At 36.5% G+C, this 15,468-nt stretch carries 13 protein-coding genes and 1 pseudogene; 3 read left to right on the top strand and 11 right to left on the bottom strand.

Translation table 11 applies throughout. From position 1 onward, the window contains the following. Positions 1 to 231: 231 nt before the first annotated feature. On the bottom strand, positions 232 to 1,143 hold the full coding sequence (locus tag D1094_RS11080; protein ID WP_118960162.1) for a LysR family transcriptional regulator: 912 nt from the start codon (positions 1,141 to 1,143) through the stop codon (positions 232 to 234). A 135-nt stretch (positions 1,144 to 1,278) separates the two neighbouring features. Between D1094_RS11080 and D1094_RS11075 the strand changes: the two genes are divergently transcribed. Beyond that, the gene (locus tag D1094_RS11075) at positions 1,279 to 1,965 is read left to right on the top strand and encodes a type 1 glutamine amidotransferase domain-containing protein (RefSeq protein WP_118960161.1); all 687 of its coding nucleotides are present in this window, start codon (positions 1,279 to 1,281) and stop codon (positions 1,963 to 1,965) included. Positions 1,966 to 2,004: 39 nt separating this feature from the next. Beyond that, the gene (locus tag D1094_RS11070; RefSeq protein ID WP_118960160.1) at positions 2,005 to 3,162 is read left to right on the top strand and encodes an iron-containing alcohol dehydrogenase; all 1,158 of its coding nucleotides are present in this window, start codon (positions 2,005 to 2,007) and stop codon (positions 3,160 to 3,162) included. 101 nt (positions 3,163 to 3,263) lie between these two features. On the opposite strand, the gene rimO is transcribed toward D1094_RS11070, so the two are convergent. From rimO to D1094_RS11025, 10 genes and pseudogenes are all read right to left on the bottom strand, one after another. Beyond that, the gene (gene rimO, locus D1094_RS11065; protein ID WP_118960159.1) at positions 3,264 to 4,721 is read right to left on the bottom strand and encodes a 30S ribosomal protein S12 methylthiotransferase RimO; all 1,458 of its coding nucleotides are present in this window, start codon (positions 4,719 to 4,721) and stop codon (positions 3,264 to 3,266) included. 172 nt (positions 4,722 to 4,893) lie between these two features. Next, positions 4,894 to 5,418 (bottom strand): DEAD/DEAH box helicase, encoded by a 525-nt coding sequence (locus D1094_RS18920; protein ID WP_259337914.1) that lies wholly within the window; start codon positions 5,416 to 5,418, stop codon positions 4,894 to 4,896. Positions 5,419 to 5,607: 189 nt separating this feature from the next. After that, positions 5,608 to 7,323: pseudogene (locus D1094_RS19085) on the bottom strand (TOTE conflict system archaeo-eukaryotic primase domain-containing protein); the annotation flags it as partial. A 4-nt stretch (positions 7,324 to 7,327) separates the two neighbouring features. Next, a complete protein-coding gene (locus D1094_RS11055; RefSeq protein ID WP_118960158.1) occupies positions 7,328 to 8,254 on the bottom strand; it encodes a nucleotidyl transferase AbiEii/AbiGii toxin family protein in 927 nt (308 codons plus the stop codon). Continuing rightward, a complete protein-coding gene (locus tag D1094_RS11050; protein WP_118960157.1) occupies positions 8,247 to 9,017 on the bottom strand; it encodes a type IV toxin-antitoxin system AbiEi family antitoxin in 771 nt (256 codons plus the stop codon). Before D1094_RS11050 ends, D1094_RS11055 begins: the two co-directional genes overlap by 8 nt. Before the next feature lie 199 nt (positions 9,018 to 9,216). After that, positions 9,217 to 9,417, bottom strand: a complete 201-nt coding sequence (locus D1094_RS11045) for a hypothetical protein (protein ID WP_118960156.1) — start codon at positions 9,415 to 9,417, stop codon at positions 9,217 to 9,219. 221 nt (positions 9,418 to 9,638) lie between these two features. Continuing rightward, positions 9,639 to 11,033, bottom strand: a complete 1,395-nt coding sequence (locus D1094_RS11040) for a diguanylate cyclase (RefSeq protein ID WP_147361075.1) — start codon at positions 11,031 to 11,033, stop codon at positions 9,639 to 9,641. Between the two features lie 615 nt (positions 11,034 to 11,648). Further along, complete coding sequence (locus D1094_RS11035) at positions 11,649 to 12,833, bottom strand: DEAD/DEAH box helicase (protein WP_118960154.1); 1,185 nt, start codon at positions 12,831 to 12,833, stop codon at positions 11,649 to 11,651. Positions 12,834 to 12,838: 5 nt separating this feature from the next. Further along, positions 12,839 to 13,297: a DUF1456 family protein gene (locus D1094_RS11030; protein WP_118960153.1), complete on the bottom strand. Its 459-nt coding sequence runs from the start codon at positions 13,295 to 13,297 to the stop codon at positions 12,839 to 12,841. Positions 13,298 to 13,323: 26 nt separating this feature from the next. After that, positions 13,324 to 14,928, bottom strand: coding sequence for an ABC-F family ATPase (locus D1094_RS11025; RefSeq protein ID WP_118960152.1), 1,605 nt, complete (start codon positions 14,926 to 14,928; stop codon positions 13,324 to 13,326). A gap of 177 nt (positions 14,929 to 15,105) precedes the next feature. Between D1094_RS11025 and D1094_RS11020 the strand changes: the two genes are divergently transcribed. Further along, on the top strand, positions 15,106 to 15,444 hold the full coding sequence (locus D1094_RS11020) for a hypothetical protein (protein ID WP_118960151.1): 339 nt from the start codon (positions 15,106 to 15,108) through the stop codon (positions 15,442 to 15,444). Positions 15,445 to 15,468: the final 24 nt, after the last annotated feature.

Below are 15,468 nucleotides of genomic sequence, written 5' to 3'. Positions count from 1 at the left end.
CGGTGTTTCACCTGCTAAATTTGAGGAAGCGTATTTTTCTGAGTTAGAAACTGTCTAGTGAAATCTGGGAAGTCCATACTCTCTCTCAAAAAATTATTTAATCTGTGTAGTTATCATAATTAAACTCCCACTACTTATTACTTAAACTTAGAACATTTATGTCTTTTTTCCTATGGTTATTATTTAATTATAAATAAATTAACTGTAACAATCGTATTGTCTCTTAACATTTTAATGGTTATTTAATTTACTGCGACTCGCAAAGTACTCTTTTAGATAATCTAATAATAAACGGAGTTTTTTTGAACTTGCAGCACCCGGTGGAAAAACACCAAAAACATTAATATCTGTCAACGTGTAATCATCAAGTACCGTTTCAAGAAGCCCTGCTTGTATTTTTGGCCACGCGTCATACAAAGGAATGCGACCTAAACCATGACCGGCTTCAACAAAGGAGGTTCGTGCTGCCGCATTATTAGTGCTTATACTGCCTTTCGTTTCTACGCTATATGAACGCCCTGCTTTATCTAGCGAAATGGCTCCTGAGGTTAATTTATAATTCACCCATTCATGTCGACTCAATTGCGCTGGCGTACTTGGCCGACCATAGCGCTTAAAGTATTCAGGCGATGCACAAATACACGTTTTTAATGTCGCTAATTTAATGGCTTGTAAACCAGAATCAGGCAGCGGAGCTCCTCTAATAGCTAAATCTATACCTTCTTTCATAATGTTAACCACTTCATCCGTGAGCATGACATCAAGTTCAATTTTCGGGTACGTTCTTTTAAAGTCATTCAATGCAGGAATCACTGTTTGCAAACCTATATTAACTGGGCACGTAATTTTCAATAAACCGACGGGTTCATTTTTAAAGTTTTCAATTTGTTGGTTTGCAGCACTCGCTTGTTCAGCAATGACTCGACAACGCTCATAATAGGCTAAGCCTGCTTCAGTTAACTTAATTGAACGTGTCGAACGATTAAGTAATTTTACTTCAAGTTGCGCTTCGAGCTTCTTTAAATGGTAGCTTACTACTGCTCTAGATAAACCTATATGCTTGGCTGCTGCACTTAAACTGCCTTGTTCTATTACCTGAGCAAACACCACCATACTTTTAAGTTGTTCAAAAGATACTTCCATAAACGCCTCTATTTATTTATAAGCATCCAACTATTGTATCAATAATTAATACAAAGTTATCTAAAACATCTGCATTGTTCAGTTAAAAATCTCGCTCTATACTGTAGCCAGATTTCATTATTAGGACAGTAACTCATGACTAAAAAAGTATTAATGGTATTAACATCACACAGTGAACTAGGAAACACAGGTAATAAAACAGGCTTTTGGGTTGAAGAGTTTGCATCGCCATACTACACATTTATCGATGCTGGTGTTGAAGTTACCCTTGCGAGCCCGTTAGGTGGTCAAGCGCCTATTGATCCGAGTAGTCAACTTGACGATTTTAAAACCCCTGCAACGGATAGATTTGAAACTGATAACATTGCACAAGATAAAATTGCCAATACACAAAAAATTTCCGCTGTTAACGCGTCTGATTTTGACGGCGTATTTTACCCGGGCGGTCATGGCCCTTTATGGGATTTAACCGAGAATAAAACATCAATTGCACTGATTGAAGCTTTTCTCAACTCTGGTAAAGCTGTTGCGGCGGTGTGCCATGCAAGTGCAGCATTACTAAATATAAAATCATCTTCAGGTGACTATATTATTAATGGTAAAGCAATAACGGGGTTTTCAAACACAGAAGAAGAAGCGGTGCAATTAACAAACGTTGTACCTTTTTTACTTGAAGATGAACTGGCTAAGCGCGGCGCTGATTATCAAAAAGCAGAAGACTGGCATGCATTTGCAGTTCAAGATGGTTTAGTAATTACTGGTCAAAATCCTGCAAGCTCAGAGTTAACTGCGCAAAAATTATTAACACAATTGTCATCTTAATAAAGTATATATATCGTATACACGAAACAAGGAAATAGCATGTTAAATTTCAACTTTCAAAATAGCACTCACATTCATTTTGGCAGTGAGCAAATTCAAGTTATCAAGACAGAAATCCCTTCAAATGCAAAAGTGTTAGTGGTTTATGGGGGTGGTTCAATTAAAAAAAATGGAGTTTATGAGCAAGTATCAGAAGCATTAAACGAGCATATTTGGTTTGAGTTTTCTGGTATTGAACCAAACCCAACCTATAGTACGTTAATGAAAGCACAAGAGATTATCAAAAATGAAAGTATTGATTATATTTTAGCCGTAGGTGGAGGCTCGGTAGTAGATGGCGCTAAATTTATCGCCGCAGCAGCTCTTTATCAAGGCGATGATCCTTGGAATATCTTAGCTAAACAAGAAGCGGTTAGCAAAGCGTTACCTTTAAGTGCAGTATTAACGTTACCTGCCACAGGCTCAGAAAGTAATGGTAACTCTGTTGTCACTCGCGATGGTAATAAATTACCTTTTTCTAGCCCTTTAGTAAGACCATTATTTGCTGTTTTAGACCCTAGTGTCACGCTTTCCCTGTCTGATAGACAAATTAGTAACGGTGTTGTTGATGCTTTTGTTCATATAATGGAACAATATCTAACCTATGATGTGAACGGTAAAGTACAAGATCGCTTCAGTGAAGGTTTATTGCAAACCCTAATTGAAGAAGGTCCAAAAGCTTTACAAGCCGAAACTAAAGAAGATTTAGACATTAGAGCAAACATTATGTGGTCTGCAACCATGGCATTAAACGGGCTTATTGGTTCAGGGGTTCCTCAAGATTGGTCGACACATATGATTGGCCATGAACTGACAGGCGAATTTAACATTGATCATGCACGTACGTTGTCTATTGTTTTACCTGCAGTTATGAAAGTACGTAAAGAGCAAAAACGAGAGAAGTTATTACAATACGCTGCTCGTGTTTGGCAAATTAATTCTGGTAACGAAGATGAACGTATTAACCAAGCCATTAAATTAACTGAACAGTTCTTTATTCAAATGCAAGTACCGACACGTTTATCTGATGTTGATTTAAGTGAAAGTGATATTGATTTACTCATTGATAGACTGGCAAACCATGGCATGACAAGCTTAGGTGAACATGGTGATATTACTTTAGAAATTAGTCGAGAAATATTAACTACCGCTCTTTAAATCTTTAAGCTTTATAAAAATAGATTGGCGTACATTATTTGATGCACGCCAATTTTTATTGGGTTAACAACCTTTTATTTGATTAAAAAAACAGCCTTCTCTTAATCTTCTACGCGAACACCCCAAACATCATGCTCATCGGCATGAATTATTTGTACCCATAATTGGTCACCTGGTTTCGCATCAAAATCATCAGACAAATACACTTTGCCATCGACTTCGGGGGCATCCATGTAAGAGCGCCCGACAATGCCAAGATCATTAACTTCATCGACAAGAATTAAGTATTCTTGTCCAATACGTGCTTGTAGCTTATCAGCGCTTATTTTCGCTTGTACTTCCATAAAGCGCTGTAATCGTTTTTCCATTACTTCATCAGAAACATGATCAGGCAAATCATTAGCTGTAGCCCCTTCAACAGGCGAGTATTTAAAACAACCAACGCGATCTAGTTGCGCTTCTACTAAGAAATCCAATAATTCTTGAAACTCTTCTTCTGTTTCACCAGGGAAACCAACGATAAATGTTGAGCGAATCACTAATTCAGGACAAACTTCTCGCCACTTAGCAATACGCTCTAAAACCCGCTCAGAGCTACCAGGGCGCTTCATTAGTTTTAAAATACGCTTGTTAGCATGTTGAAATGGAATATCTAAATAAGGCAATATTTTGCCTTCTGCCATGAGTGGAATAATTTTATCTACATGCGGATAAGGATAAACATAGTGTAAACGCACCCAAACGCCTTGCTTACCTAATTCTTCACAAAGCTGCTGCATATGTGTTTTAACAGGCATACCTTCGTAAAAATCAAGCTTGTGCTTAACATCAACGCCATAAGCCGATGTGTCTTGGGAAATAACCAAAAGCTCTTTTACGCCAGCATTGACTAAACGTTTTGCCTCACCAATGACATCGCCTACAGGGCGTGAGTCTAAATCGCCACGCATTGATGGAATAATGCAGAATGTACAACGGTGATTACACCCTTCTGATATTTTTAAATAAGCGTAATGTTTAGGCGTAAGTTTAACGCCGTGATCAGGTACTAAATCAATCAACGGATTATGTTCAGGTTTCGCCACATGTTCATGGACTTGTGCTAACACTTCATCATAAGCGTGTGGCCCTGTTACCCCTAATACATTAGGATGAAGCTCAATAATTTCATCTTTTTTAGCGCCTAAACAACCTGTAACTAACACTTTGCCATTCTCGCTAAGTGCTTCACCAATAGTATCTAAAGACTCTTGAACGGCAGAGTCAATAAAACCACAAGTATTAACAATAACCATCTCTGCATCATCATATGAGTTAACTACATCATAACCTTCGGTACGAAGTTGAGTAAGAATACGCTCAGAATCCACTAAGTTTTTTGGACAGCCAAGACTTACGAAGCCCACCTTTGCAGCTTTTTCAGAAACAAGAGTAGATTCTTTATCTGAGTTAACAACTTCGTTATGTTGCTCTTCAATCATTTTAGATGGAATGTCTAACGTGGTTGTTTGGCTTTGGGCTGAATTACTAGTGCTTGGGTCGAATTGTTCTACGGTCATATTGCGCTCTGCTGCTTTAACTGGCTCAAACCATGAGGTTAAAGCGTCATAAGTGGTGATTTAACTGCCTTTATCGCAAACTCAGTCTTTACTTGGAATAAGCGCTAAGGCAGCTGTTTAATGCGCAGGATTATACAGCAAAGTAGGTTTTGAGGAAATCAATCGATATTTTTTAATTAAGCTCTAAGCTTCTTTGCTCATCAAAAGTATAACCAAGCGCCTTATAGCCTTTTTCGCGCTTTGCCCACATACGCTTAAGTGTTATGTAATCATCAACAAAGTCGTAAACTTGAATAACTTTCTTTGTGCTCCACTCTCGCTGTATTCGACCAGCATATTGAGCCAAAATGCCCTTCCATGCTATCGGCAGTGTAATAAACAAAGTATCTAGATAAGGTAAGTCAAAGCCTTCACCAACATATTTACCCGTTGCTAATATTACAAATTGATTATTACTATCATTTTCTAATGTGTCAGCATTAGGATCATGGTGTTGTAACTTTTCTATGCGTTGTTGTCTTTGTTTAGCTGAAATAGAGCCATGTAACTCAATGACATTAACACCCTCACTTGTCAGCATTTCAGCGAGTATTGTTATATGCTCTTTACGTTCAGTTAATACCATAACTATCCGTTTATTTTTTACCGATTCAATAACCGCTTTTATGATGAGCTGATTCCGTTGTTGATTCAGCATTAAATATTGATAAACTTCAGAGATATGAGGTTTCTGCTCAGGATCATCCCACGACTTAGGAAAGCTAATTCTGGTATTAATCACTTTCACATGTTGCTCAAATTTATGAGTTGATGCAGTTGCCTTAAACACAACACCACCTAATTGAAAATGCATTAACTTCTCTAACCCATCTTGACGTTTAGGTGTTGCAGTTAATCCGTGAATATAACGAGCATTAGCCGATTTTACCAATGTCTCATAATTTGAGGCGGGTAAATGATGGCACTCATCAATGATAATTTGCCCATATTTTTCAATGGCAGGTTTAATATCTAAACCATTCCTACTCACTAAACTTTGATAAGTAGCAACATCAACTTGGTAACTCAGTTTATCTTTACCGCCTAATAAACTACCAACTTCTACATTGGTTAAGAACACTTTTATACGTTCAAGTCATTGCTCAGCTAGTTGTCGATTATGTACTAAAATGAGCGTATTAGTTTTTCGTTTAGCTATTAGCGCTAATCCTGTTACTGTTTTACCAAATCCCGTTGACGCAACAAAAACCCCATTATCTTTTTCAAGCAATGCATTCACAGCTTTTGTTTGCTGGCTTTTCAGTTTGCCGCTAAATTTTATTTTACTTAATAGCTCTCCCTCAAAGCGTTTATCATCATGCTCAATGGAAATGTTTTGTTGAGACAAAATATTTTCAATGTCAGGTAAACAACCTCTAGGTAAGATCAAATAGTTATCTTCTATATGAGCCGCACAAATATATCGACTAGTGCCGATAGTTGAAAACCTTAATGCTTGTCGTTTGAAAAACTCTGGATTAGCAAACACTGCACATCGCTTTAAACTTGACGTGATTTTCCCTGGCAAATTTGAAATTGGAATGTAAACTTGATTTGCTAAAACGAGTGATATTTTCTCAGGGCAATTGTCTACTTTAATAACTTCTCTCTGGCCACTCTTTGATATTGCACTACGCTGCCAAGGTTTATTTTTACAATCATCTGAGGAAGTTTCGTCGTTAGTACTTGAGATATCAACTAATTCGGTAAGGTGCTGACTAAGTCGCGACGGAGACAGTTTCTCAATGGACGCTAACTTTGCCCATTGGTCATTAAAAGGAAGTCCTTCTTTATCTATAAATATGCTATTACCCAATTGCCTAGGTGAAAATTGCAAAGGTAAGGCGATCAAATTACCAAAGCCCCCTTCTGGCATAATATCTTGGTTAGGAAATAATCTATCGAAACAATCAAAGGAAAGAGATGGATAAAGCTCCATCGTTTTATTTAATAAGGCATTACCGAGTTTTCTAGCATCACTTGCTTGAACGGGATGAGAGAAAAACACCCATATATGGCCACCATTACCACTACGGGATCGCTCAAGAATATAAGGAATATTTAATATTTCACAACTACTAGCAAATGCTGTTATCGATTCAAACCAATCTGTCTTGTCAAAGTCAGCAGCTAATAAGTAGGTTGTGTTATCGGTTAATAGCGGATATACCCCTAAAGTTTTAATCCCCTTTAAATGCTCAAATATCGCATTCTCATCAAGAACTTTAAAGTTTTGATTATTACATTCGGTACAACTTATTTTTGGCTTATTACAAACCTTAGGCTGCCACTCATTTCAACAAGCAGGTGAATAACCACTGCGACCATTTTTAGACTCCCATCTAAAAGGGTAGATATCTGGCCTCCCTTTAAAATAAGATAAAAACAGTTCGATTTTATCTTCTACTGGCGCATATTGGTTAAAGTTATTAGCGAGGAGTTGATCATCAAGTTGTAATAGTTTTTTTCGCGCTATAAGTAAACTTTCTTGCTCAGCTTTTAACCGCGATAGTTTTGTATCTATTTCAGTTAACTGATGAACTATCTGCTCTCTTTCATCCATGCGCTTACAGCCACTGCGTTAGCACATGAGTTAGTTTATCTACTGCTTGCGATTTTTTATCCATGCTCATTTTATTAATGTTAATTAATTTCCATTTCACCGCGGGTAAATTAGCAATATTACTATCAGGTGCAAGTTCCCAATTAGGCTTTCCTGATTTAAACGACAGCAAAAAATCAAAATCTCGTTCAGTAAAGTGAGTTTTTAACGCAGCTATTAATTTATTTGGTATCTCAATAAGCTCATCAACTGTTACAGCTTGTGTTGTCATCCCATTGAACTCATGAATAAATGAGTTTTTGATATCTTTAAGTCGAGGAGACATCACTTCAGCAATAGGCCTTGGGTGACTTAACAAATATGCAATAAAACCATCAAAAATAGCTCTATCAATGCCTACAGACAAACCTTGTTGCTCAAGGAGTAATTTAATGTCAAAAAGATCTCTTGGATGCTGTCTATCAAGTGCAGCACAAATTTTACCGCCATATAAATCAGCTAATGAAACCACGTCAATGCTAGCATAGCCAAACTCATCTTCTACTGACTCAATAAGATCCATTTCAATTGCTGGCTTTAAAGTGCCTCTCATTACTGGTGAAACTTCAACTTTTATTTGTGCTTGCTGTCCTGTCACAATGATACGCATTTCATCAGGTCTATTAAGTTGCAACTCTGCTTTTGCTATCCCTGAACTACTAATCTGTTTAGCGATACGGTTTAATGCTCCTCGAACATTAACTATAGCTTCATCTCTTTGCTCTAGTAACATGTAGGCCAAATCAATATCAACTGACAACCTAGGAAAGTCTTGTATGAATAAATTAATTGCAGTGCCACCTTTTAGGGCGAAACATTTTTCCTCAGCAACATAAGGCAATACAGAGATTAACAATTGGACTTGTTTGTAATAATGACTATTTTTATCCATTTTCTAACTCCATATCTTTAAACTTCAATGGCACGGTTATCTTATACTGCCTATCGACATAACCGCCCTTCACTACTTGACGGTTACCAGAGCCAAGATCTAATTTGCTCTCATCTAACCGTTTAAGCCAAGGATGTTGATTATAATGTGCTAGAAACAAGAAAAGGCGTTTCACCTTTACCGAAGATGACCTTTCTAATAATGATTGAAGTTTTCTAGGTCTTAACGACGTTAATCCTTGAAACAATTCAGAAGCAAATATAAAACTACTTTCGTCCGTTACTTTCTCTAACACTTCTAAAACAGCTAATTCTATTACGCTCGACTTGATTGTTTGGTTATTAACGGTTAACTCTATTAAATCATTTTCATGGAGTTCGTCTAATACTTTAGAGCACTTATATTCTATCTGCCAATGTTGAGAAAATAACCATTTAGGTGATCTTATCGCTTTTATAGAATTAAGCTGAACAGTTTCATTACCCATAGTGAGGTAATGAGATAGTCCTTGATACGCTAGACTTGAAAGCCCTGAAAGATGTAATGAACTGCCATGCTGGTATTGCAATGCAGAAAGTGCTGAACTCCAAGATATGTTTTGACTTGGTTTTTTATAAACACCGTTGGCAACTACTTCTAACCAACCACTTTTCACATAATTTTGCACATGCGAGCGTGATATATCGTGTTGGTTTAAATACGGCATTAGCAGTAGTTCAAACTGTGATAATTGATCATTTATCCATTTCAGTTTAGTTGACATTTAATTTACCAAAAAACAAATAAGTACACTTTAAATGTACGTTATTGTATTTAAGTAAACAAGGTGTTTTAAATATTAATAGAAAAATTTGTAAAATAACGGAGTTATTTTTCGGAATTAGATAGTTAAAAAGTGGATTGGATTGATATAAGTATTGATAGAACAAGGGCTGTAGCTTGGATTTATCTTAGACTTCAGGTCAGCCAAGACTTACGAAGCCCACCTTTGCAGCTTTTTCAGAAACAAGAGTAGATTCTTTATCTGAGTTAACAACTTCGTTATGTTGCTCTTCAATCATTTTAGAAGGGATGTCTAACGTGGTTGTTTGGCTTTCGTTTGAGTTACTGCTTTTTGTAGGTGTTTGCAGCTTATCGCTAGGAATGTATTGTTCTACGGTCATAGGTATCTCTACTTGCTCTTATTCTATACTGGTGCTTATATCTAATAAAGAGAAGAGCAACGTCAAAAATTGTGATTTAACTGCCTTTATTGCAAACTAAATGTGTTTGCAGACTGTTGTTTAATGCTCAGGATTATACAGGAATGTTACGATAGGTGGTAATTATACTAATCTACATAAAGAAGTGAGCATTTAGAGTGACATTAGAACAAATTAAGCTTTTAAAGAGACTCTTTAATACAGTTTCGACCTTCATTTTTAGCTTGATAAAGTGCTGTATCTGCACGCTCAATCCAAGATTCAATAGTATCGTTATCTTTAAATTGAGATACTCCAATACTAATAGTTAAGTTAATATTTAAATCAAACGAATGATGTTCTACAGCTTCAATCAACCTTTTGGCTAAAGTGAGAGAACTGTTATTATCAGTTTCAGGTAAGAGCACTACAAACTCTTCCCCACCCCACCTAGCAGCTATATCACCTGCCCTTAATGCATTTAAAAGTAATGCTGAGAATTGCTGTAATATTTTGTCTCCTACTGCATGGCCAAATTCATCATTTATTTTTTTAAAAAAATCAAGGTCAACCATTAGAATACATGAATCAATCTCCTGCCTAGCCAACTGATTTAAATGATCGTTTAAAGTCGACATGAAATAATGACGATTATATAAATTTGTTAAGTTGTCATGGAATGATAAATATTCAAGTTCCTTATTTACAAAAAGTAACTCTTCTCTTATTTGTTCTAACTCTTTATTTTTATGTTTTAGCGCATTAGATATTTTTATAGAAACAAGATAACGCCATAAGAAAACAATGAAAAGTAAACTCATTCCACTGATAAAATAATACAGCACAGTATAATCTGTCTGTTTTACAACCCTGACATCACTCCACCTCATTAAAATATCATTGTGTTGTTTTGATGAAATTTTTTCGATAGTTTTATTAAATATAGGGGTTAAGTGTGCATTGGGCTTAGTAAATCCAATTCGAAGTTTATCTTGCAATGAAATCCAGCCATTAATTTTTACAGACTGTAAATTTAATGTATTAATACTCAAATTAATCGAGTATAACGACCCCACAAAGGCATCTATATCACCTTGATTTACCGAAAGTAAACCAGCTTCCTCCGAACTAAGGACTTTTATCTTAATTTCAGGGTAATACATAGGGATCTCTTCAAGTAATCGATATCCCGACACTACGCCGAGTGTCATATCACCAATCGCCGTTAAATCTTGTATAAATGGCATCCCGCCCTTAGTCACCAGTACATTAGGGCCAAAAAAATAAGGTAAGCTAAAGGTTAGGTATTTTTCTCTTTCTGCGGAACTATTGAGCATTAAGGTTAAATCACATTTACCTGATTTAAGAAAGTCTGTGCTTTCTTTCCATGAGTTTGTTGATACCAGAATAAATTTATAGGGTAATGATTGCGAAAAGAGTTCGAGGTAGTCACTTGCAATTCCGGTATGTTTGCCATTAACTACTCCTTCAAATGGCATCCAATCAGGATCAACACAGTACTTCAACGTTTTAATGTCTTGTTGAGCAATCACGGGCAAAGTTATAATGAATAAAAAGAGTAAAACGATCTTCTTCATCAGATGAAAAATCGCTCTATTGTATTGTTGGTTAAAAGCATGAATAACTTTCACAAAGGTATGCGTAATTAACAAAACTGCTAAACCTTATCTTTAATCATTAATTTACCCATATCTAATTTTGTGATGCTAAATTGATTTTTGATAAGTATAGGATAAATAATTTATTTACGATAATTCAGGTGATCAAGTCAAAAATGATGTTAGTGCAAGGTGAACTTTCGAGTACGAATTTTGTATGAGCTAATCATGATTTAACTAAGGTGTAGTGTTTAATGTGTCGTTATTCTACATAAATGAACGACATCAAAAAGTAAATGCTGTTAAACGTATCTCAAGAACAGCGTCAAGTTGCTCTTTATTCCGCGTTTTCACTTGTTTATGGGGATCAACTCATGACATAAGCTCAGCCTCGTATAAATACCAAATAAGCCGCTGAAAAAATGGAAGTTATGGGTGTAATGTTAATTGTATTTATTCAAGAAACGCACAACGCTTCTTGGATAAATACAATAAAGTTAACTAATAGCCTGAAGCTGAACGCTATAGTTTAACTAAAGACTTCGTTCTGAGTTCTTTACTTTAAGGAACGAAGTCTACATGCCAAAGAAAGTATTACTGTTTTTTACCCTTAGGCACATAATTTAATATTGAAACAGGCACGATTTTTTTTACGGGAAAATCCTCAAATTCTTTTCTTGTAATGATATGTCCTAAGCGACTTTCTATGGCGCAAAGTTCTCTAAAATTATCTTTTGACACTAACGAGATGGCTTCGCCAGTCGCTCCTGCTCTACCAGTACGACCAATACGGTGTATATATTCATCTGCTTGTGCGGGTAAATCATAATTAACCACTCGCTCAAGTTCACCAATATCAATACCACGAGCCGCAATGCCCGTTGACACTAACATCGTAATTTTACCTGATTTAAAGTCTGCTAATATTTGCTCACGAACGGCTTGAGTTCTTCCTCCGTGTATCGATTCAGCACTAATGCCACGTTTTTCTAACTGACTTACTAATTTTGCTGCACCATGTTTTGTCTCAATAAAAATAAGCGCCTGCTGCCATTGGTGTTCTTTAATTAAAAAGCTGAGTAAAGCTGATTTATTGCTCTTATCAACCGTGACTAACCATTGATCAATTTTGGGCTTGGAAGACTCGTCAGGTGAAATAGAGATTTCTACAGCATTATTGATGGTTCTTTTTGCTAAGGCGCGAACATCAGTTGAAATAGTGGCAGAAAACAATAAGTTTTGTCGCTGTTTCGGTAAACGTTCGATAATTTTATTGATGTCATCAATAAACCCCATATCAAGCATTCTGTCTGCTTCATCCAAAACCAATACTTTTAATTCATCAAAATGTAATGCTCGTTGGTGGGCCATATCTAACAGTCGACCTGGTGTGGCAACGAGAATATCAACACCCCAAATCAACGCCTGTTTTTGTGGTGCAGAGTCTACGCCACCATACATTGCCATTGAGCTTAAGTTTAAATATTTACTGTACTTTTCTATACTTGCTTCAACTTGTACAGCCAATTCACGCGTAGGTGTTAATACAAGTGCTTGAATACGTTTTCCACGTAGTTTATGGCCATTATTAAGTAATTCTAATGTAGGTAAAACAAAGCTCGCCGTTTTTCCTGTACCTGTTTGTGCTGCCGCAATTAAGTCTTTCCCCGTTAAAACAACCGGAATTGCTTGTTTTTGAATGGCTGTTGGCTCGGTGTAACCCAGCTCATTAATTGCTTTGGTAACAGGCTCTGTTAACCCTAACTTAGAAAACGGCATAACTATTACCTTTGATATTTTATCTGCAAACCACTTAAGAAAGTAGACAATACTTGGTCACTACATTCACGGTAATGTTTATGATTAATATTTCTAAAGAACGCACTTAACTCATATTTACCTAAGTTAAGGTTTGCCATGTCGAGAATAGCAATCACATCATCGGCTTTTAACGCAAGCGCAATTTTAAGTTTATTAAAGACAATATTATTGTTTAATACTTGCTCTGGTTGTCGTTGAGGGCCATCTTGTTTCCCTCTTTTTTCAATGATTAATCCATTTAAAAAGCTTGCCAGTTCAATATCTAATAATTCTTTATACTGTGGATCGTTCTTTTCTTTAAAAAAACAATCTAATTGTTCAGCAGTAATATCACATTGACTTAAAGAAAATATCGTCAAAAGTTTTTCATTATTAAAAGCAAATATTTTGCTAATTCGACGAAGAATATCATTATTTATCATAAGCATGCCTTAGTTTTTTAGTGGCGTTACGCGACTTTTTGCTGATTAATTTCACTCGCTAAATATTCATCTAACGAGCCTTGAAAGTTAACTAATTTTTTATCTTTAATATCGATAATACGTGTTGCTAAGCTTGAGACAAACTCACGATCGTGACTGACAAAAATCAATGTTCCTTCAAACGCTTTCAGTGCGTTATTAAGCGCATCTATCGCTTCAATATCCATATGGTTTGTTGGCTCATCCATTATCAATACGTTGATGTCTTGCATCATTAACATACCGAATAACAAGCGGTTTTTTTCACCACCCGAACAATTGCGCGCTTTCTTGTTGGCATCGTCTTCGGTAAACAACAACCGTCCTAACATGCCTCGTACCATTAAGTCATTATGGCAAGGTCTGCGCCATTGAGACATCCAGTCCATCAAAGTTAAGTCATTGTCGAAAAAGTGACTGCTGTCTTGAGGGCAATACCCTAGAGTAGCATTGTCAGACCACTTTACGACACCTAAGTCTTGTTTTAATTCGTTCATTAAACAACGTAAAAATGTGGTTTTACCTACGCCATTCTCGCCAATAATAGCAAGTTTACTTCCTGCTTCTAAAAGTAAATCACCTTTATCAAACAACATTTCATTGTCAAAGCCATGACCTAAGTTTTCAAGCTCTAAGGCTTGGCGGTACATTTTTTTACCTGGCGCAAAAGCAATGTTTGGCGTAATGCGACTTGAAGCCTTAACATCATCAAGCTTGATTTTATCCATTTTTTTAGCGCGAGAGCTCGCTTGTTTGGCCTTAGAAGCATTGGCACCAAAACGATTAACGAAGTCTTGTAGCTCTTCAATTTCTGCTGATTTTTTTGCATTACCCGCAAGTAATTGCTCACGTAATAGCGCTGATTGCGCCAAGAAGAATTCATAATTTCCTGGGTATATGCGTAACTCACCGTAATCAATATCAGCCATATGTGTACATACAGCATTAAGAAAATGTCTGTCATGAGAAATTATAATCATGGTACATTTACGTTTGTTCAATTCACCTTCTAACCAACTAATAGTGTGAATATCCAAGTTATTGGTCGGTTCATCGAGCAATAAAATATCAGGATTAGCAAACAAGGCTTGCGCTAGTAATACCCGTAACTTCCAACCGGGTGCAACTTGTTGCATTAAACCGTAATGCAATGACTCTTCAATACCTGCTTCTAATAATATTTCACCCGCACGACTTTCGGCACTATAACCGTCCATTTCAGCAAATTGACTTTCCAAATCACCAACACGCATACCATCGGCTTCGCTCATTTCAGCTTGTGCGTATATGCTGTCTCTTTCTTGTTTTACTTTCCACAACGCCACATCACCCATAATCACAGTATCAATAACACTGTATTGTTCAAAAGCGAATTGATCTTGACTCAGAGTACCTACTTTATTGCCCACAGAAATCGACACATTTCCTGAGCTAGGAGCTAACTCTCCGCTGAGTATTTTCATGAATGTAGATTTGCCACAGCCGTTAGCACCGATCAATCCGTAACGGTTACCGTTGCCAAATTTGGCAGAAATGTTTTCAAATAAAGGCTCAGCGCCAAATTGCATTGTGATATTCGATGTAGTGATCAAAAAAGATATTCCTAGGTTATGCTAATAGTTTCTAAAGAAAAGACGACTAATAACAATGAGACACAAAATAAGGTCGCGCATTATACAGTATTTGCTACCTCTACCCCACTAAACATTGAAGTTTTATAGCTGTTATTTTCAGCAAAGCAATTCTTGCATGTCTAAAGTCATTTTAGTTTGAACATTATTCCCCATGGGATTTTGCCGGACAATGCACTAGAAACCGGGGGAACAACGCAAGATCATCAAGAGTTAACAAAGGTGTATCAAAAAGCAAAAAATTGGTCAGACATTCACAACATTCCTGTGATGGTGAATGAATTTGGTAGCACAAAATATGATTATTCCGCTCCTGATAATATCTGTGACCAAATTAGTCGAGAAGCTTATATAAGTGCGCATATCAACAACCTCAAGAGCTTTGGATTTGCTGGCTCGTTTTGGGATGATGGTGGTGCGTTTAGTACCTATGTTCGTGCAGAAAACAGCTGGGGATTTGAAAAGATATCTTGGTAAAAAATTAAAACGAAAAAATGACAC

Source organism: Colwellia sp. RSH04 (assembly GCF_003545765.1).
Classification (GTDB): Bacteria; Pseudomonadota; Gammaproteobacteria; order Enterobacterales; family Alteromonadaceae; genus Colwellia.
The sequence above is the reverse complement of the archived record's forward strand: the minus strand, read 5'-3'. Positions and strand labels throughout refer to the sequence as shown.

Bases quoted from the DNA above. Each gene is read 5' to 3' on its own strand.
- D1094_RS11080 (WP_118960162.1), bottom strand. From the start codon at position 1,143: ATGGAAGTATCTTTTGAACAACTTAAAAGTATGGTGGTGTTTGCTCAG.
- D1094_RS11075 (WP_118960161.1), top strand. From the start codon at position 1,279: ATGACTAAAAAAGTATTAATGGTATTAACATCACACAGTGAACTAGGA.
- D1094_RS11070 (WP_118960160.1), top strand. From the start codon at position 2,005: ATGTTAAATTTCAACTTTCAAAATAGCACTCACATTCATTTTGGCAGT.
- rimO (WP_118960159.1), bottom strand. From the start codon at position 4,721: ATGACCGTAGAACAATTCGACCCAAGCACTAGTAATTCAGCCCAAAGC.
- D1094_RS18920 (WP_259337914.1), bottom strand. From the start codon at position 5,418: ATGCTGAATCAACAACGGAATCAGCTCATCATAAAAGCGGTTATTGAA.
- D1094_RS11055 (WP_118960158.1), bottom strand. From the start codon at position 8,254: ATGGATAAAAATAGTCATTATTACAAACAAGTCCAATTGTTAATCTCT.
- D1094_RS11050 (WP_118960157.1), bottom strand. From the start codon at position 9,017: ATGTCAACTAAACTGAAATGGATAAATGATCAATTATCACAGTTTGAA.
- D1094_RS11045 (WP_118960156.1), bottom strand. From the start codon at position 9,417: ATGACCGTAGAACAATACATTCCTAGCGATAAGCTGCAAACACCTACA.
- D1094_RS11040 (WP_147361075.1), bottom strand. From the start codon at position 11,033: ATGAAGAAGATCGTTTTACTCTTTTTATTCATTATAACTTTGCCCGTG.
- D1094_RS11035 (WP_118960154.1), bottom strand. From the start codon at position 12,833: ATGCCGTTTTCTAAGTTAGGGTTAACAGAGCCTGTTACCAAAGCAATT.
- D1094_RS11030 (WP_118960153.1), bottom strand. From the start codon at position 13,297: ATGATAAATAATGATATTCTTCGTCGAATTAGCAAAATATTTGCTTTT.